Source organism: Thiogranum sp. (assembly GCF_058323355.1).
In genome coordinates this window covers 1-16,960 of the sequence record NZ_JBTTIO010000074.1, presented here as the reverse complement: position 1 = coordinate 16,960, position 16,960 = coordinate 1, and the positions used below count along the sequence as shown (strand labels likewise).

The following is a 16,960-nucleotide window of genomic DNA, read 5'->3' as shown; positions in this document are numbered from 1 at the left end:
TCATGCCATTTCCTCCATGAAGTTTGTCAGCGGACACACCCTGTGTCCGGGCGCAGTATCAGGACACTGCGAGGCGCAGATGCTACAAGAAAGCAGCAAACGTACAAGCGGGAATTTCTGATTATGGTGTAGGAATTTTCTTACAAGCGATCTTCAGGTCACGGAACGAATTTCGGCATTGATGGCATCAAGTGCACTGACGGGGTCTTTCGCCTGCGTCACGGGCCGGCCGATAACCAGGTAGCCGGCACCGTCACGAATGGCATCGGCCGGTGTCATAACACGTGTCTGGTCATCCTTTGATGCACCGGCAGGCCGCACACCGGGGGTCACCAGCATAAAGTCTTCACCAAGCCGCGTGCGCAACTGGCCGGCTTCCCGCGGCGAGCAGACAACGCCATCAAGCCCGGCGTCTTTGGCGAGTTGCGCCAGTCGGTCCACCTGCTCGGCGGGTTCAACGTTAACACCCACTTCAGCCAGGTCCTCGGCCCCCATACTGGTCAGGACCGTCACACCGATCAACAGGGGTTTTCGGCCCTCGGCCGAGGTGAAGTTTTGTAATGCCGTCGATGCGGCTTCCATCATCCGCCGCCCACCCGAAGCATGTACATTGACCATCCATACACCCAGCTGTGCAGCCGCTTCACAGGCACGTGCCACGGTGTTGGGTATATCGTGAAATTTCAGATCCAGGAAAACGTCATGCCCCATCCCCACCAGCTGACGCACCAGGTCCGGTCCGGCACGGGTAAACAGTTCCTTGCCAACTTTCAGGCGGCAGCTGCCGGCGGGCAGTTGTTGCACAAACTGCAGGGCAGCCTGGCCCTCCGCAAAATCCAGCGCAACGATAACGCGAGGCCCTTCAATGGATTTCAGATTCATTCAGTACTTCCTGTTTTTATCGGTTTTACGCTGCTCCAGTTCTGGCAACCCGGGCACTGCCAGAACAGCTTGTGCGCGGTAAAACCGCACTGCTGACAACGGTAGCGCGACTTCGGCACAATGGCCTGCGTCACATTCTGCTCAACGACATTCTTGCGATAGAACACCAGCCAGGGATGACGACCCGCCAGCTCGTCGACGTAGGCCGTCCAGTCTGCCTCACGCCCCAGTTCCAGCAGACCGTCACGAATCTCGCCCAGCACCTCCGGCAACAGTTCCGCACACTGAAACTCGACTTGCCGGAAACACTCCACGGCATGTTCCACCCGGCCTGCCGCGCTCAGACAACGGCCTTTCAGCAGGGTCGCGCGCACACAACCGGCATCTTCATCCAGTGCATCATTGGCATAACCTTCGGCGCGTATTGTATTGCCACGCTGCAACGCCGCTTCACCCAGCGCACAAAGGTACTGGGACAGCCTCAGTCTCCACGCTTCATCACCCCGCGCGGCAAAGATGCGCGCCAGTTCGGCCGCCTTGCTCCATTCCTTTTCCTGCTGATAGAGGTTGATGAGATGGCTGCGCGCATCGTCGCTATAGAGGTAAGCATCGAGTAGCTGGCGGAACAGGACTTCCGCGCGGTCCAGCAAGCCGGCTTTCAGGAAATCGCGCCCCAGTTCCAGCGTGGCCTGGGCGTGCAGGGTTTTGCTGAGGCCCTTGCGGGCAATGATGTTGCGGTGTACCCGAATGGCACGATCGACCTCTCCGCGCCGGCGGAACAGGCTTCCCAGCGCCAGGTGCAGTTCAACGGTGTCGGGATCCACCTCGACCATCTGCACAAGCACTTCGGTTGCCTTGTCAGGCTGTTCGTTGAGCAGGTAATTGAGCCCCTGCCCATAGGCCGAATTCAGCACAGCCTTGGTACGCCGCTGCTGTTTTCTCTGACTCCAGGTCGCCGCCCACCAGCCCGAGGCGGCAGCAACCGGTAACAGTAACCAGAGCAGCAGTTGCATGGCGGGAACGCGCCTTTATTCCCTGGATGGCAGGATGCTGGTTGAAGAAGCCGCAGACTTCTCTGCCTTCTTCAGTTGCCGGCGCAGGCGAAAGGTCTGCTGCTTCTGTCGCAGCAGTATGCCCATGCTGACCAGTACGCCGATAATCGCGCCCGTCGCCAGCGATACCACCACGATCATGGACAGCGGGATATCCCGGTAGCCGAAATAGTAATTCAGCGGCACCGGGTCAGCATTGAGTACCGCAAAGGACAGCCCCAGCACGATGAGTGTAATGAGCAGCAATATGTTAATCAGGCGAAGCATGTGGGCCTCTTGACGCCGGCATTGGATGAACAGGGATTATCGGTGCTTTGCCGGGTGGCGGCAATCACCCGCCCATAAAAAAACGCCGGACAGGCCGGCGTTTTATGTTTTATGTCGTCATTACCGCAAGTATCGTCATTCCGGCGCATGCCGGAATCCAGTGGTTTGTTTATGGACACCGGCCTGCGCCGGTGTGACGTGTGACATTGTTTGTTATGTTATCAGAACAGGCTACCGCTACTGGAAGGTGTCTGTTCGCCTTCCGGGGCTGACGGCGCAGCCTCTGTCGGCCGTTTGTCGATACGGTTGTAGATATTCACCCGCTCGCGCAATTCCTTGCCAGGTTTGAAATGCGGCACATACTTGGCCGCCAGCGCTACCGCTTCACCGGTCTTGGGGTTGCGTCCCATCCGCGGCGGACGATAGTGCAGCGAGAAGCTGCCGAAACCACGAATCTCGATCCGGTTACCGGTGGACAGGGACTGACTCATCTGTTCAATCAGACTTTTCACCGCCAGCTCGACATCCTTATGGTTCAGATGACTGTTCTTGGCTGCAAGCACTTCAATTAACTCAGATTTTGTCATAAAACTGTCCCCGTTTCGGCACCGGGGCCTGAAATGGCCCCCACTCGCCTCGATACGCTATAGTTTAGACCAAATTACTGATTAGTCACCACTATTTCCAAGTTGTTCCTTCAACACGTCGCCCAGTGTCGCGCCGGTGACGCCGGAACTGCGCGAGTAATCCTTGACCGCAGCCGCTTCCTCATCGGTGTCCTTGGCCTTGATAGACAGCGCAATGGTGCGGGTCTTGCGATCCACGCCTATGTACTTGGCTTCAATTTCCTGGCCCACCGTCAGCACGGTGCGGGCATCCTCGACCCGGTCACGGGCCAGTTCGGATGCACGCAGGGTGCCTTCGATGCCGTCACCGAGGTCAACAATCGCCGCTTTGGCGTCGACTTCCTTAATAACGCCCTTAACAATGCTTCCTTTAGCGTTATCTGCTGAGAAACTGGAGAAAGGATCTTTCTCAAGCTGCTTGATGCCCAAGGAAATTCGTTCGCGCTCGGCGTCAACGGACAGGACAACGGCTTCCAGTTCCTCGCCCTTCTTGTAATTGCGCACGGCCTCCTCGCCCGGCTCGTGCCAGGAAATATCGGACAGGTGGATCAGGCCGTCGATGCCGCCCTCCAGGCCAATGAAAATACCGAAATCGGTAATCGACTTGATGGTGCCCTTGACGTGGTCGCCCTTGTTATGGGTCGCAGAGAATTCATCCCAGGGGTTGTTGTGGATCTGTTTCATGCCCAGCGAGATGCGGCGACGTTCCTCGTCGATGTCCAGAACGATGACTTCGACTTCCTGGCCGATGTGTACCATCTTGCCCGGGTTGACGTTCTTGTTGGTCCAGTCCATTTCAGACACGTGCACCAGGCCTTCCACACCGTCTTCGAGTTCCACGAAGCAACCGTAGTCGGCAATGTTGGTGACCTTGCCGAACAGGCGCGTACCTTCCGGGTAACGACGTGCCAGGTCCGCCCACGGATCCTGACCCAGCTGTTTCAGGCCAAGTGAAACGCGGTTACGTTCGCGGTCGAACTTGAGCACCTTGACGTCGATCTCCTGGCCGACTTCGACAATCTCGGAAGGATGCTTGACGCGCTTCCAGGCCATGTCGGTGATGTGCAGCAGGCCATCGATGCCACCGAGGTCGACGAACACACCGTAGTCGGTGAGGTTCTTGACGATACCCTTGACCTGCGCACCTTCCTGCAGGCTTTCCAGCAGTTCTTCACGCTCTGCACTGTATTCGGTCTCGACCACGGCGCGACGCGATACCACCACGTTGTTGCGACGCTGGTCCAGCTTGATCACCTTGAATTCGAGTTCCTTGCCTTCCAGGTAAGTGGTATCGCGCACAGGGCGTACATCGACCAGTGAACCCGGCAGGAAGGCGAGGATGTCTTCGATGTCGACGGTGAAGCCGCCCGTGACATTTCCGCTGATCACACCCTTGACGATCTCGCCTTCCTCGAAGGCTTTTTCCAGGCGTTTCCACACCTGTGCACGCTTGGCTTTTTCGCGTGACAGACGCGTGGCGCCAAAGCCGTCTTCAACGGCATCCAGTGAAACCTCTACGGCGTCGCCGACGGCGACTTCGAGTTCACCCTGACTGTTCTTGAACTGTTCTATCGGGATGACGCCCTCAGACTTCAGACCAGCATTAACGATGACGGCATCGGGCTGAATATCAACGACGGTACCAGTGACAATGGTGCCCGGGCGCATTTCTTTATTGGCCAGGCTCTCTTCAAACAGTTCAGCAAAACTTTCAGACATGGGTTAAACATCCTTCCGCAGCGTAAATGCAGCGGCATAAGTAAAAATCCGCACGACCGGAAACATCCCGGTTGACGGGTTGAGGTTGGACACACTGGAAGCAAAAAAGCCGCTACCAGACCGCGTAACCCGGAAGTATAACCTTATAATCTTTGAATTTCACGGGTTTAGACGAATTTTTACACGATCGAGAACACGCGCGATGGTGGTGGGAATATCCAGTGAGGTGGTGTCGATTTGCCAGGCATCCGGTGCGGGTTTCAAGGGGGCCACGGCGCGGCTGGAATCGCGCGCATCACGCGCCTGTATATCGGCCAGAATCTCCTCGAACGGCGACTCTTTTCCTTTTTCTTTCAGTTGATTAAATCGCCTTCTTGCGCGTTCTTCCGGGCTGGCGGTGAGGAAGATTTTAACCTCGGCATCGGGAAAAACCACGCTACCCATGTCGCGACCGTCGGCGACCAGCCCGGGCGGCTGGCGGAAATCCCGCTGCCGTTGCAGCAACGCCTCGCGCACTGCCGGCAGCGCAGCCACCTTCGAAGCGCCGGCGCCGGCAGCCTCGGTGCGGATGTGATCGCCGACATTAACGCCATCCAGCAGCACGGTGTCATTGTCACCATCTGCCGGAAAATGAATATCCAGTTTACCGGCCAGTTCGGCCAGTGCCGGCTCGTCATCGAGCGCTATACCCTGCTGTTGTGCCGCCCAGGCCAGTATTCGATACAGCGCGCCACTATCCAGAAAGTGGAAGCCCAGTTCCTTTGCCACGGCATGGCTGATGGTGCCCTTGCCGGAACCACTGGGACCGTCAATGGTGATCACCGGAGGGTTTGTCACGACACCACCTGGATGGAAAGCCCGGCCTTTGAAGCCAGTCCGACAAAATCCGGGAACGAAGTGTTCACGTTATCGCAATCATCGATAAGGATATCGCCACTGGCACGTAACGCCGCCATGGCAAAGGACATGGCGATACGATGATCGCCGCAACTGTCGACCTGCCCGCCTCCGATCGCCCCGCCCTGGATAATCATGCCATCCGCCGTGGCCTGTGCATCGACACCGAGCGCCTGCAGGCCGTCAGCCATGACCTGGATACGATCGCTTTCCTTGACCCGCAACTCTTCGGCGCCGGTCAGCACGGTACGGCCTTTGGCGCAGGCGGCGGCCACGAACAGGGCCGGGAATTCATCGATGGCCAGCGGCACCTGCTCGACGGGTATCTCGATTCCTTTCAACGGGGCATAGCGTACGCGCAGGTCCGCGACCGGTTCGCCACCCACTTCGCGCGGGTTGTGTACTTCGATATCCGCACCCATCAGGCGCAGGATTTCCAGAACACCGGTGCGTGTCGGGTTGATACCCACATGTTCAATCAGCAGATCTGATCCAGGCGCAATGGATGCGCCGACCAGGAAGAATGCTGCCGATGAAATATCCGCGGGCACATCAATCGCTGTTGCCCTGAGACGGCCACCGCCTTCCACGCAGGCGCGATCCTTGTCACGTATGACCTCATAACCCATACCCGACAGCATTCGCTCGGTATGGTCGCGCGTTGGCGCCGGTTCGGTGACACAGGTTCTACCTTGTGCATACAGGCCTGCCAGCAGCAGGCAGGACTTTACCTGGGCGCTGGCGACCGGCATGTTGTAATCGATGCCCGTTAATGGCTGTCCGCCACGAATACGCAAGGGCGCCGTTCCCCTGTCGGTGGATTCGATAACGGCGCCCATCATCGCCAGCGGTTCGGTCACACGCCGCATCGGGCGACTCATCAGTGAATGGTCGCCTGTCAGTTCGACATCGAAAGCCTGCCCGGCCAGCAAACCGGCCAACAGGCGCATGGAGGTGCCGGAATTACCCAGGTCCAGTGCAGCGGCTGGCGCTTTCAGACCGTGCATACCGACACCGTGAACCACCACACGGCCCTCGTCTGGCCCGTCGATGGAAACGCCCATGGCGCGGAATGCCTTGAGTGTCGCAAGACTGTCCTCACCCTCGAGAAAGCCCTGGATCTCCGTCACACCATCGGCCAGCGCGCCGAGCATGATGGAACGATGGGAAATCGACTTGTCACCGGGCACGCGAATCTGTCCGCACAATGTGCCGCCTGGTGCAGCTTTAAAACGAAGTGGTGAATCTCTGTTCATAACATGGTGCTGCTGATTAATCCGTCAGTTTGTCTGCGGGGCTGATAAAGGCATCACGCGCCCGCCTGGCATCGGAAAAAATACGTAACAGGGTTTCTTCATCCTCACTGTCGACGGCAGCACGCAGTGCCTCAAGATCGGTGTTGAAACGATCCAGCATGGTCAGTAGTGCACCGCGATTGGCGATACAGATATCACGCCACATCACCGGGTCACTGGAGGCGATACGGGTGAAGTCCGCAAAGCCACCGGCGGCATATTCAAAAATCTCGCGCTGCTCGGCGAGCCGCGCCAGGCTTTCCACCAGTGCAAACGCCAGCATGTGCGGCAGGTGACTGGTTGCCGCCAGCACTTCATCGTGGTGTTCCACGCTCATCTCATTCACCCTCGCGCCGGTGGCTTCCCACATGGCGCGTACCCGGGCGGTGGCCTCGGGCAGCGTCTGCTCCAGCGGCGTCAGTATGACCCGGCGCCCCCGATACAAACCGGCAAAGGACGCCGATACGCCACTTTGCTCGGTACCGGCAATGGGATGGCCCGGCACGAACCAGTCCGGCGTGTGGCCAACCGCCGCCGTCACATCACGCACCACACTGGCCTTGGCGCTGCCGCCATCGGTGACCACGGCGCCAGGCGCCAGTGCAGCGGGAATGGATTCAAAAACCTTGCCCATGGCGCCCAGCGGAACAGCAACGAATACCATGTCCGCGCCCTCAACCGCACGCGCGGGATCCGTGTCGAAACGATCGATCACGCCGTGTTCGACGGCTTCCTGCAAATGTTCCGCGCGGCGACTGGAACCGACAATCTCGCCGACATAACCGGCCTCGCGCAAGGCGCGCGCCAGCGAACCGCCAATCAGGCCCACGCCGATAACACACAGGCGTTTGATCACGCCAGCACCTTGCCCAGCGCTTCGAGACAGCGCCGGTTTTCGTCTTCAAGACCGACGCTGATACGCAGGTAACCGGGCATACCGTAATTGTCGACCGGTCGCACAATCACACCTTCACGCAATAACGCCTGGTAGATTTCGCCGGCGTCACGCCCGACATCGACGGAAACGAAGTTACCCGCCGAAGGAATGTATGGCAGCGTCAGGTCGGTAAAGCCGGCCGTCAGCCGGGCCATGCCCTGACGGTTGACCTCGACCGAGCGGGACAGGTGCGCCGTATCCTGCAGCGCTGCACGGGCCGCGCGCTGGGCAAGGCTGTTGACGTTGAACGGCTGACGCACGCGGTTCAACAGGTCGGCCAGCAGCGGCTGACTGATACCGTAGCCAATACGCAGTGATGCCAGGCCGTACGCCTTGGAGAAAGTGCGCGTCACCAGCAGGTTCGGGAATGCCTTCAGCCACTGCGAGGTGTCCGGGTAATCGGCCTCTTCAACATATTCGAAATAGGCTTCATCAACCACGATCACGACATCGCCCGGCACCGACTCAATAAAGGCGCGCAGGGCATCAGCTGGCAGCCAGGTGCCGGTCGGGTTATTGGGGTTGGCAATGAATACCACGCGGGTATCTTCATCCACCTGTTTGCGCATGGCGTCGAGGTCATGACCGAACAGGGGGCCGCGACTGCCGTTGTGTGCCGCCGCAACCCGTGACCTGGCGCCAATCGCCTGGGTCACAATCGGGTAAACGGCAAACGCGTGTGCAGAGAAGACGGCCGATGTTTGCGGTGACAGAAACACACGCGCCACCAGTTCCAGCACATCGTTGGAACCGTTACCCAGCGTTATCCAGTCCGGGGCCACGCCGTGACGTTGCGCCAGCGCTGCTTTCAGCTCAAAACCATTGCCGTCCGGGTAACGCGCCAGTTCGTCGAAACCGGTCTGCAAGGCGTCCAGCACGGCTTTTGACGGCCCCAGGGGGTTTTCGTTGGACGCCAGCTTGACGGCATCGCTGATCCCGTATTCACGCGCCAGCTCGCTGAGTGGCTTGCCGGGTTCATACGGCCGCAGCGCCTGTACCCCGGGAATTGCGGATTCAAGCAGGCTCGTGGTCATTTACAGCTCGCATTTGGGGTAGGACCCCAATACCTTGAGCATCGACGCGCGTGACTCCAGTTCAGCCAGTGCGGCAGCGACATTTTCATCCTCGCGATGACCTTCTACGTCGACGAAGAACACATAGTCCCATTTGCTCATGCGCGAAGGCCGCGATTCGATTTTGGTCATGCTCACACCATAGCGCGATACCGGTTCCAGCAGTGAGTACAAGGCGCCGGCCTTGTTGTGCACCATGACCATCAGCGTGGTCTTGTCGTTACCGCTGGGCCCGACGTACTGGTCACCCACGACAAGAAAGCGCGTGGTGTTATTGGGATCGTCCTCGATATTGACCGCCAGCGTTTCCAGGCCGTAGGTTTCCGCGGCAGCATCACTGGCAATGGCGGCAATGGTGTTGTCTTCACTGGCCTGGCGCGCTGCCTCAGCGTTACTGCTGACCGCCACCCGCTCGACACCGGGCAGATTGGCGTCCAGCCACTCCCGGCACTGTGCAAGCGCCTGCTGGTGGGCGCGAACGGATTTGACCGCCGCTGGACCGCCGCCACTACCGAGCAACTGGTGGTGAATGCGCAGTTCCACGTCACCACAGATTTTCAGCGGCGAACGGATAAACATATCCAGCGTGTGATTGATGGCGCCTTCAATGGAGTTCTCAACCGGCACCACGCCGAAGTCGGCGCTGCCCGCTTCGACTTCGCGGAAAATTTCATCAATGGCGGAAAGCGGTTTGAGCTGTACGGAATGACCGAAGTGTTTGAGTGCAGCGGCCTGGGTATAGGTGCCTTCCGGCCCCAGGTAGGCAATGGTCAGGGGCTGTTCCAGCGCCAGGCAGGCCGACATGATTTCGCGGAAGATGCGTACAACCTCGTCATCGGGAAGCGGGCCCTTGTTACGTTCCCGCACCAGGCGCATGACTTGCGCTTCACGCTCGGGCCGGTAAAAAATGGTATCGGCATCTTCATCGCGTTTGGTTTCGGCGACCTGTTGCGCGCAACTGGCGCGCTCTGTCAGCAAGGCCTGGATCTGTTCATCCAGCTCATCGATGCGTTCGCGAAGTTGATCGAGTGTCAGCTCTGCCATTGCGCAAACGCCGCCTAGATAACCCGCACCGATAACACGCCGTCGGTGGCGGCAATTTTATCCACACACTGCTGGCAGATTTCGCCCTCGACATCGACCAGTGTATAGGCGAGTTCACCCCGTGACTTGTTGATCATATCGACGATATTCAAACCGGAATCCGCCAGTGTCGTGGAAATCTGGCCGAGCATATTGGGGACATTGGCATTGACCACTGCCAGCCGTGTTTCGCTTCCGCGCTTCATGTGCAGCCTGGGGAAGTTGACGGAATTACGCACGTTGCCGTTTTCCAGGTAGTCCCTGATCTGGTCGGCCACCATGATGGCGCAATTGTCCTCGGCTTCCTTCGTGGAGGCGCCAAGGTGCGGCAGGGTAATGACCCGGGGGTGGTCCTTGATCAGGTTGCTCGGAAAATCGCACACATAGGCATACACCTTGCCGTCATCGAGCGCTTTCACCACGGCCTCGTCGTCGATAATGCCGTTGCGGGAGAAATTAAGCAGTACCACATTATCGCGCATGGCGCGCAGGCGCTCTTCGTTGATCATGTGTCTGGTGGCGTCGACCAGCGGCACGTGGAAGGTCACAAAATCACTGCGCTGCAACAGGTCATCGACACCTGCCGCCTGTTCGACATCCGACGACATCTGCCAGGCACTCTGCACGGTGATATCCGGGTCGTAACCGATGACCTTCATGCCCAGCGCGTGCGCGGCATTGGCTACCTGTACACCGATAGCACCCAGGCCGATCACGCCCAGCGTACGCCCGGGCAGTTCGAAACCGGCAAAGTTTTTCTTGCCGGATTCAACCTGCTTGCTGATTTCGCTGTCTTCCCCTTCGAGGGAGCGCGCAAATGACCAGCCCTGGCAGAGGTTACGCGCCGCGATCAGCATACCGGCGATCACCAGTTCCTTGACCGCATTGGCATTGGCGCCCGGCGCGTTGAATACGGGAACACCGCGCCGGCTCATGTCATCGACCGGAATATTGTTGACGCCCGCGCCGGCACGGCCAATGGCCCTGACCGTTTCCGGAATCTCCCAGTTGTGCATATTGAACGAGCGCAACAGGATGGCGTCCGGATGCTGGATCTCGGAAGCGACTTCATATTTATCACGCGGTAAACGTTCCAGACCGGCCACGGAAATATTATTCAGGGTAAGAATCTTGTACATGGTTATATTGTTCTGCCTTGTGCGGTTAACCGTGGCGCTTCTCGAACTCGCGCATGAAATCAATCAGTGCAGCAACACCCTCTTCCGGCATGGCATTGTAGATACTGGCACGCATACCACCCACCGAACGATGCCCCTTGAGTGTCATCAGGCCTTCCTGTCCGGCTTGTTCCAGGAAGGTGGCGTCCAGTTCCGGATCCGCCAGGGTGAAAGGCACATTCATCCAGGAGCGGCAATCGGGATCAACCGGGTTGGCGTAAAAATCCGAATCATCGATGGCCTTGTACAGGGCGCTGGCCTTGCGGTGGTTGATCATCGAAATCTTTTCCAGACCGCCTTTTTCCTTCAGCCACTCGAACACCAGGCCGGCGAGGTACCAGCCATAGGTCGGCGGTGTGTTGTACATGGAACCGTTGTTGGCGTGGGTGGCGTAGTCGAACATCACCGGCTGTCCGTCGACCGGCTGACCGATCAGGTCGTCACGCACAATCACTACCGTCAGCCCGGCCGGGCCAATGTTCTTCTGTGCGCCGGCATAGATGACGCCATACTTGCTGACATCAATCGGCCGCGACAGGATGGTCGATGACATGTCCGCCACCAGCGGCACATCGCCGACATCGGGAATCCAGTGAAACTCGACACCGCCGATGGTTTCGTTCGGTGTGTAGTGGACATAGGCCGCCTCGCTGTCGAGCGACCAGCCGGACGGATCAGGAATGGTAGTGAACTTTTCCGCTTCGGAGCTGGCAGCCACATTCACGTTGCAATAACGCCTGCCCTCGGCAATGGCTTTCTTGCCCCAGGCGCCGGTCCAGATGTAGTCGGCCTTGTTGTTGCCGCGCAGCAGGTTGATCGGCACCATCGCGAACTGGCTGGATGCGCCGCCCTGCAGGAACAGTACCTTGTAGTTGTCCGGAATTTTCATCAGTTCGCGCAGGTCGGCCTCGGCCTTCTCCGCGATCGACATGAATGCTTTTCCGCGATGGCTCATTTCCATCACTGACATATGACTGCCGTGCCAGTCGACCAGTTCATCACGCGCCCGCTCCAGCACCTCTGCCGGTAAAACCGCGGGGCCGGCGCTGAAGTTATATACCTTCGACATATTTTCTGGACTCCTGGATATTTTTTCTTCTGTCATTCCGGCGTAGGCCGGAATCTATGGATGCCAGCACTCTGGATACCGGCCTGCGCCGGTATGACGGATTAATCTGACGTTTCATCGACATTGCTGTCATCCTCATCACCACCAACGTCGGCGACCGGTGCAATACCAACCAGCGTCTCGCCATCGTGCAGCTTGATCAGGCGTACACCCTGAGTGTTACGCCCCATTGTTGAGACTTCCGCTACACGTGTACGCACCAGCGTCCCGCCGTTACTGATCAACATGAATTCATCATCTTCCTGAACCAGTACGGCGCCAATGACTTCACCGTTACGCTCGGTGCTCTGAATGGAAATCACACCCTGGCCGCCACGGCCGTGTACCGGGTATTCGGAGACCGGCGTACGTTTGCCGTAACCGTGCTCGGTCGCCGTCAGCACGGTACCTTCGCTGACAATAATCAACGCGATAACGCGCTGCCCCGGCGCCAGGCGGATACCACGCACGCCACAGGCGGTACGACCCATCGGGCGCACATCGGTTTCGTGGAAGCGGATGACCTTGCCGATATTGCTGAACAGCATCACATCCTTGCTTCCATCGGTGATCGCCACGTTGATCAGGTAATCGTCTGGCCGCAAGTCCACGGCGATGATACCGTTGCTGCGCTGTCGCGAGAAATCCGACAACGGGGTTTTCTTCACTGTACCCTGCGCCGTGGCCATGAACACGAACTGGTCTTCCGGGAACTCACGAACCGGCAACACCGCGTTGATCCGTTCACCCTCTTCCAGCGGCAACAGGTTTACAATCGGCTTGCCGCGCGCCATGCGCCCGGCCTGCGGAAGCTGGTAGACCTTGAGCCAGTAGGCCTTGCCGCGGCTGCTGAAACACAAAATCGTGTCGTGGGTGCTGGCGACAAACAGCTTGTCGATGAAATCTTCTTCCTTCACTTTGGTCGCCGCCTTGCCACGGCCGCCGCGCCGCTGCGCCCGGTAATCGGACAGCGGCTGCGACTTGGCGTAACCCTGGTGCGACAGGGTCACCACCACGTCTTCCTCGGTGATCAGGTCTTCCATGGTCAGGTCGAGGTGATCGGTCAGAATCTCGGTACGACGTTCATCACCGTAGTTTTCCAGCACCTCGTCCAGCTCGCCCCGAATCACCTGCATCAGGCGGTCGGGGTTATTGAGAATATCCAGCAGGTCATCGATGCGTTCGATGAGTTCCCGGTACTCGTCAACAATCTTGTCCTGCTCCAGCCCGGTGATCTGGTGCAGACGCAAGTCGAGAATGGCCTGTGCCTGGACTTCCGACAGACGGTACACATCGCCGTGGTAGCCGAACGTGGCTTCCAGCCCATCCGGCCGCGAGGACGTTGCGCCGGAGCGTTGCAGCAATTCACCCACGACACCCGGCGCCCACTCGCGGCGCACCAGTTCGGCGCGCGCCTCGGCGCGGCTGGCGGATGACTTGATCAGTGCAATGACTTCATCGATGTTGGCCAGCGCCACCGCCAGGCCTTCCAACACATGCGCCCGCTCACGCGCCTTGCGCAACAGGAACACGGTGCGGCGGGTGACCACGTCACGGCGATGACGGACAAAGGCTTCGAGGATCTGTTTGAGATTCAATAACCGCGGTTGACCATCGACCAGCGCCACCATATTGATGCCGAACACGCTCTGCATCTGGGTCTGCTGGTACAGGTTATTGAGCACAACCTCGGCCACCTCGTTGCGCTTGAGTTCAACCACCATGCGCATGCCGTCCTTGTCGGACTCGTCACGCAGGTTGGAGATGCCTTCGATCTTCTTGTCCTTGACCAGCTCGGCAATCTTTTCCAGCAACCGCGCCTTGTTGACCTGGTAGGGCAGCTCGGTGACGACAATGGACTGCTTGCTGCCTTCTTCGCCCTCGATATGGCTGCGTGCGCGAATATGCACACGCCCGCGACCGGTGTGGTAGGCCTCGTGAATGCCGCGCACGCCATTGATAATGGCAGCGGTCGGGAAATCCGGCCCGGGGATGATATCCATCAGCTCCTTGATGGAAAGTTCCGGATTATCGATCAGCGCGATACACCCTTTGACGATCTCGGTCAGGTTGTGCGGCGGAATGTTGGTCGCCATGCCCACCGCGATGCCGGCCGAACCATTGACCAGCAGGTTGGGGATGCGCGTCGGCATGACCGACGGTTCGTGCTCGGACTCGTCGTAGTTGGGTACGAAGTCGACCGTCTCTTTATCGAGATCGGCGAGCAGTTCGTGGGCGATTTTCGACATGCGCACTTCGGTGTAACGCATGGCGGCCGGGGAATCGCCATCCACTGAACCAAAGTTACCCTGTCCGTCAACCAGCATGTAGCGCAGCGAGAACGGCTGGGCCATGCGTACAATGGTGTCATACACGGCGGTGTCACCGTGCGGGTGGTACTTACCGATCACGTCGCCGACCACGCGGGCGGATTTCTTGTAGGGTTTGTTGAAGTCGTTGCCGAGCACACTCATGGCGTACAGCACGCGTCGATGCACCGGCTTCAGCCCGTCGCGCACATCCGGCAGCGCGCGCCCGACGATCACGCTCATGGCGTAGTCGAGATACGATTTCCGCATCTCGTCTTCCAGGTTGACCGGAAGCACTTCTTTGGCGAAATCAGACATGAAACTCAACCCGGGAGCCGGCCAGGTCGCCGGTTCCGTAAAATGAATGTAAAGCTACCTGAGACGCGCTGAAACGCCCAGAGCGGCTAAAAGACAAATGTTACCACACCACGGCCTACCACTGCATCAAGACAATTCGTGCTGAGAACGGCTGAGAGAGCGCCTGAGAGACGTGTCGTCAAATTCCCGTCATACCCATAAGGGAACGCATTTTGCTGCGATCCGGGTGCTCGACAACACCGCGCTCAGTAACAATGACATCGACCAGTTGCGCCGGTGTGATATCAAATACGGGGTTCCAGGCTTGCGCGCCGGCCGCTGCCACCGGCTGGCCGGCCGCCTGCAACACTTCTACCTCCGCGCGTGTCTCAATCGGGATTTCAGCGCCGCTGGCCGTATTCATATCAACGGTCGAAGACGGCGCGACCACCATGAACTTCACGCCATGGTAACGGGCCGCCACCGCCGTTGCATAGGTACCGATCTTGTTGGCAACGTCGCCATTGGCCGCAATCCGGTCGGAACCGACAATGACCCATTGCACCTTGCCCTGTTGCATCAGCCAGGCCGCGGCGCCGTCGACCAGCAAGGTGACCGGAATACCATCCTGCATCAGTTCCCAGGCCGTCAGCCTCGCACCCTGCAACCAGGGCCGCGTTTCGTCAGCATAGACCGCATCGAGTTTTCCAGCGGCCCAGGCGCTGCGTATCACACCCAGTGCCGTACCGTAGCCACCGGTCGCCAGCGAACCGGCATTACAATGCGTCAATACGCCACTTCCGGCATCAATACAGGCGGCACCCAACTCACCCATGGTGCGATTCGCAGCAATGTCTTCCTCATGAATGACCTGCGCTTCGGCCAGCAACGCCGCTACCGGGTCACCCTCCAGTGACTCCGCCAGACGCTGCATGCGCTCGACCGCCCAGGCAAGATTCACCGCGGTAGGACGCGCCTGTGCAAGTTGCCGCATATCACCTGCAAATGCAGCCTTCCAGTCAGAAGCCTGCGCGGCATAACATGCGCGCGCCGCCAGCACCGCCCCGTAGGCCGCGGTTATGCCAATTGCCGGCGCCCCGCGCACCACCATATCGGTAATGGCCTGCGCGGCATCGCTGCAACGTTCCAGCGTCAACCAGATTTCCCGCTGTGGTAACACGCGCTGATCGAGTAATTGCAGTCCGCTGTCCGTCCAGCGAACCGCCCGTATAGCGTCGTAGTCTGACATGCTGATTCCTTTGCCCGCCGCGGCACCACGTGGCGCAGCTGGACGATCGTACAATACACACCCCGAACCGTTGTAACCGCTTGCAACCACCCGTCGTTCAGGCTTTACTTGGGCAAGGCAGCAAAAATAAACAAGCGGCGACAATATGTTGCCTTAAGAGAGGAGTTTGTCATGGAATCGATCAATATTACAGGGCCGGGAAACCTGGACATAATCCAGGGCATCCTGATCCCCTGGGCCATACAGCTCGGTGTTGCACTCGCCATCTTCATCATCGGGCGCTGGATTGCCAAATGGTTGACCGGCATGGTCAGGAAACTGATGAAGAAGTCCAACCTCGACGACATGCTGATCAACTTTGTCGGCAACCTGACCTATACCGTGCTGCTGCTGGTTGTCGTCATGGCGGCACTCGATCACCTCGGCATCGAAACCACCTCCCTGCTCGCCGTATTCGGCGCCGCCGGCCTGGCCGTAGGCCTGGCCCTGAAGGACTCGCTGGCAAACTTCTCCTCCGGCATCATGATCATCCTGTTCCGCCCCTTCAAGGTCGGTGACTTTATCGAAGCCGGCGGCGCCAGCGGCGTGGTCGAGGAAGTGCGTATGTTCGCCACCCTGCTGCGCACCGGCGACAACCGCGAAATCATTGTCCCGAACGGGCAGATCTACGGCGGCACCATTACCAACTATTCCGCCAGACCCACACGCCGCATCGACCTGGTATTCGGTATCGGTTACGACGACGATATCGCAAAAGCCAAACAGATCATCAACGACCTCATGAAACAGGACGAACGCATCCTTGCCGACCCCGAGCCTGCCGTTGCGATGGCGGAGCTGGCCGACAGCAGCGTGAACTTCAATGTGCGACCCTGGGTCAACAGCGGGGACTACTGGCCGGTGCGTTCCGACCTGCTGGAAAAGGTCAAACTGGCTTTTGATGCTAACGGCATCAGCATTCCCTACCCGCAGCAGGAAGTGCACATGC

Annotated in this window: 15 protein-coding genes; 1 reads left to right on the top strand and 14 read right to left on the bottom strand. The window is 58.8% G+C overall.

Annotated elements, in window-relative coordinates; translation table 11 throughout:
- Positions 1–153: 153 nt before the first annotated feature.
- The 14 genes from pyrF to mtnA all read right to left on the bottom strand — a co-directional run bounded on the left by pyrF (position 154) and on the right by mtnA (position 15,972).
- Positions 154–882 carry an orotidine-5'-phosphate decarboxylase gene (gene pyrF / locus ACW81B_RS11350; protein ID WP_491580337.1) on the bottom strand — a complete coding sequence of 243 codons (729 nt, stop codon included), beginning with the start codon at positions 880–882 and terminating at the stop codon, positions 154–156.
- Positions 879–1,895, bottom strand: a complete 1,017-nt coding sequence (locus tag ACW81B_RS11345; RefSeq protein ID WP_491580336.1) for a lipopolysaccharide assembly protein LapB — start codon at positions 1,893–1,895, stop codon at positions 879–881. The genes pyrF and ACW81B_RS11345 overlap by 4 nt, the downstream gene beginning before the upstream one ends.
- 15 nt (positions 1,896–1,910) lie before the next feature.
- A complete protein-coding gene (locus ACW81B_RS11340) occupies positions 1,911–2,201 on the bottom strand; it encodes a LapA family protein (protein ID WP_491580335.1) in 291 nt (96 codons plus the stop codon).
- Positions 2,202–2,422: 221 nt separating this feature from the next.
- Positions 2,423–2,788 (bottom strand): integration host factor subunit beta, encoded by a 366-nt coding sequence (locus ACW81B_RS11335; protein WP_491580334.1) that lies wholly within the window; start codon positions 2,786–2,788, stop codon positions 2,423–2,425.
- 81 nt (positions 2,789–2,869) lie between these two features.
- Positions 2,870–4,546, bottom strand: coding sequence for a 30S ribosomal protein S1 (gene rpsA, locus ACW81B_RS11330; protein ID WP_491580333.1), 1,677 nt, complete (start codon positions 4,544–4,546; stop codon positions 2,870–2,872).
- A gap of 159 nt (positions 4,547–4,705) precedes the next feature.
- Positions 4,706–5,383: a (d)CMP kinase gene (gene cmk / locus ACW81B_RS11325; RefSeq protein ID WP_491580332.1), complete on the bottom strand. Its 678-nt coding sequence runs from the start codon at positions 5,381–5,383 to the stop codon at positions 4,706–4,708.
- Positions 5,380–6,699: a 3-phosphoshikimate 1-carboxyvinyltransferase gene (gene aroA, locus ACW81B_RS11320; RefSeq protein ID WP_491580331.1), complete on the bottom strand. Its 1,320-nt coding sequence runs from the start codon at positions 6,697–6,699 to the stop codon at positions 5,380–5,382. Before aroA ends, cmk begins: the two co-directional genes overlap by 4 nt.
- A 16-nt stretch (positions 6,700–6,715) precedes the next feature.
- A complete protein-coding gene (locus tag ACW81B_RS11315) occupies positions 6,716–7,594 on the bottom strand; it encodes a prephenate dehydrogenase (protein ID WP_491580330.1) in 879 nt (292 codons plus the stop codon).
- Positions 7,591–8,709 carry a histidinol-phosphate transaminase gene (gene hisC / locus ACW81B_RS11310; protein WP_491580329.1) on the bottom strand — a complete coding sequence of 373 codons (1,119 nt, stop codon included), beginning with the start codon at positions 8,707–8,709 and terminating at the stop codon, positions 7,591–7,593. Before hisC ends, ACW81B_RS11315 begins: the two co-directional genes overlap by 4 nt.
- On the bottom strand, positions 8,710–9,792 hold the full coding sequence (gene pheA / locus ACW81B_RS11305; RefSeq protein WP_491580328.1) for a prephenate dehydratase: 1,083 nt from the start codon (positions 9,790–9,792) through the stop codon (positions 8,710–8,712).
- A 14-nt stretch (positions 9,793–9,806) separates the two neighbouring features.
- The gene (locus ACW81B_RS11300; RefSeq protein WP_491580327.1) at positions 9,807–10,970 is read right to left on the bottom strand and encodes a phosphoglycerate dehydrogenase; all 1,164 of its coding nucleotides are present in this window, start codon (positions 10,968–10,970) and stop codon (positions 9,807–9,809) included.
- Between the two features lie 25 nt (positions 10,971–10,995).
- Entirely contained in the window at positions 10,996–12,078 is a 1,083-nt protein-coding gene (gene serC, locus ACW81B_RS11295) for a 3-phosphoserine/phosphohydroxythreonine transaminase (RefSeq protein ID WP_491580326.1), read from the bottom strand.
- Positions 12,079–12,179: 101 nt separating this feature from the next.
- Positions 12,180–14,744, bottom strand: coding sequence for a DNA gyrase subunit A (gene gyrA, locus ACW81B_RS11290; protein ID WP_491580325.1), 2,565 nt, complete (start codon positions 14,742–14,744; stop codon positions 12,180–12,182).
- A 178-nt stretch (positions 14,745–14,922) separates the two neighbouring features.
- Complete coding sequence (gene mtnA / locus ACW81B_RS11285) at positions 14,923–15,972, bottom strand: S-methyl-5-thioribose-1-phosphate isomerase (protein ID WP_491580324.1); 1,050 nt, start codon at positions 15,970–15,972, stop codon at positions 14,923–14,925.
- Positions 15,973–16,143: 171 nt separating this feature from the next.
- Here mtnA and ACW81B_RS11280 point away from each other — a divergent pair.
- Positions 16,144–16,960: mechanosensitive ion channel family protein (locus ACW81B_RS11280; protein ID WP_491580323.1), on the top strand; the 817-nt coding region annotated here is incomplete at its 3' end.

What these genes read in the sequence shown, in the direction of transcription:
- pheA (WP_491580328.1), bottom strand. Translation starts at nt 9,792, where the DNA reads ATGGCAGAGCTGACACTCGATCAACTTCGCGAACGCATCGATGAGCTG.
- serC (WP_491580326.1), bottom strand. Translation starts at nt 12,078, where the DNA reads ATGTCGAAGGTATATAACTTCAGCGCCGGCCCCGCGGTTTTACCGGCA.
- mtnA (WP_491580324.1), bottom strand. Translation starts at nt 15,972, where the DNA reads ATGTCAGACTACGACGCTATACGGGCGGTTCGCTGGACGGACAGCGGA.
- hisC (WP_491580329.1), bottom strand. Translation starts at nt 8,709, where the DNA reads ATGACCACGAGCCTGCTTGAATCCGCAATTCCCGGGGTACAGGCGCTG.
- pyrF (WP_491580337.1), bottom strand. Translation starts at nt 882, where the DNA reads ATGAATCTGAAATCCATTGAAGGGCCTCGCGTTATCGTTGCGCTGGAT.
- gyrA (WP_491580325.1), bottom strand. Translation starts at nt 14,744, where the DNA reads ATGTCTGATTTCGCCAAAGAAGTGCTTCCGGTCAACCTGGAAGACGAG.
- ACW81B_RS11345 (WP_491580336.1), bottom strand. Translation starts at nt 1,895, where the DNA reads ATGCAACTGCTGCTCTGGTTACTGTTACCGGTTGCTGCCGCCTCGGGC.
- rpsA (WP_491580333.1), bottom strand. Translation starts at nt 4,546, where the DNA reads ATGTCTGAAAGTTTTGCTGAACTGTTTGAAGAGAGCCTGGCCAATAAA.
- ACW81B_RS11340 (WP_491580335.1), bottom strand. Translation starts at nt 2,201, where the DNA reads ATGCTTCGCCTGATTAACATATTGCTGCTCATTACACTCATCGTGCTG.
- ACW81B_RS11335 (WP_491580334.1), bottom strand. Translation starts at nt 2,788, where the DNA reads ATGACAAAATCTGAGTTAATTGAAGTGCTTGCAGCCAAGAACAGTCAT.
- aroA (WP_491580331.1), bottom strand. Translation starts at nt 6,699, where the DNA reads ATGAACAGAGATTCACCACTTCGTTTTAAAGCTGCACCAGGCGGCACA.
- ACW81B_RS11300 (WP_491580327.1), bottom strand. Translation starts at nt 10,970, where the DNA reads ATGTACAAGATTCTTACCCTGAATAATATTTCCGTGGCCGGTCTGGAA.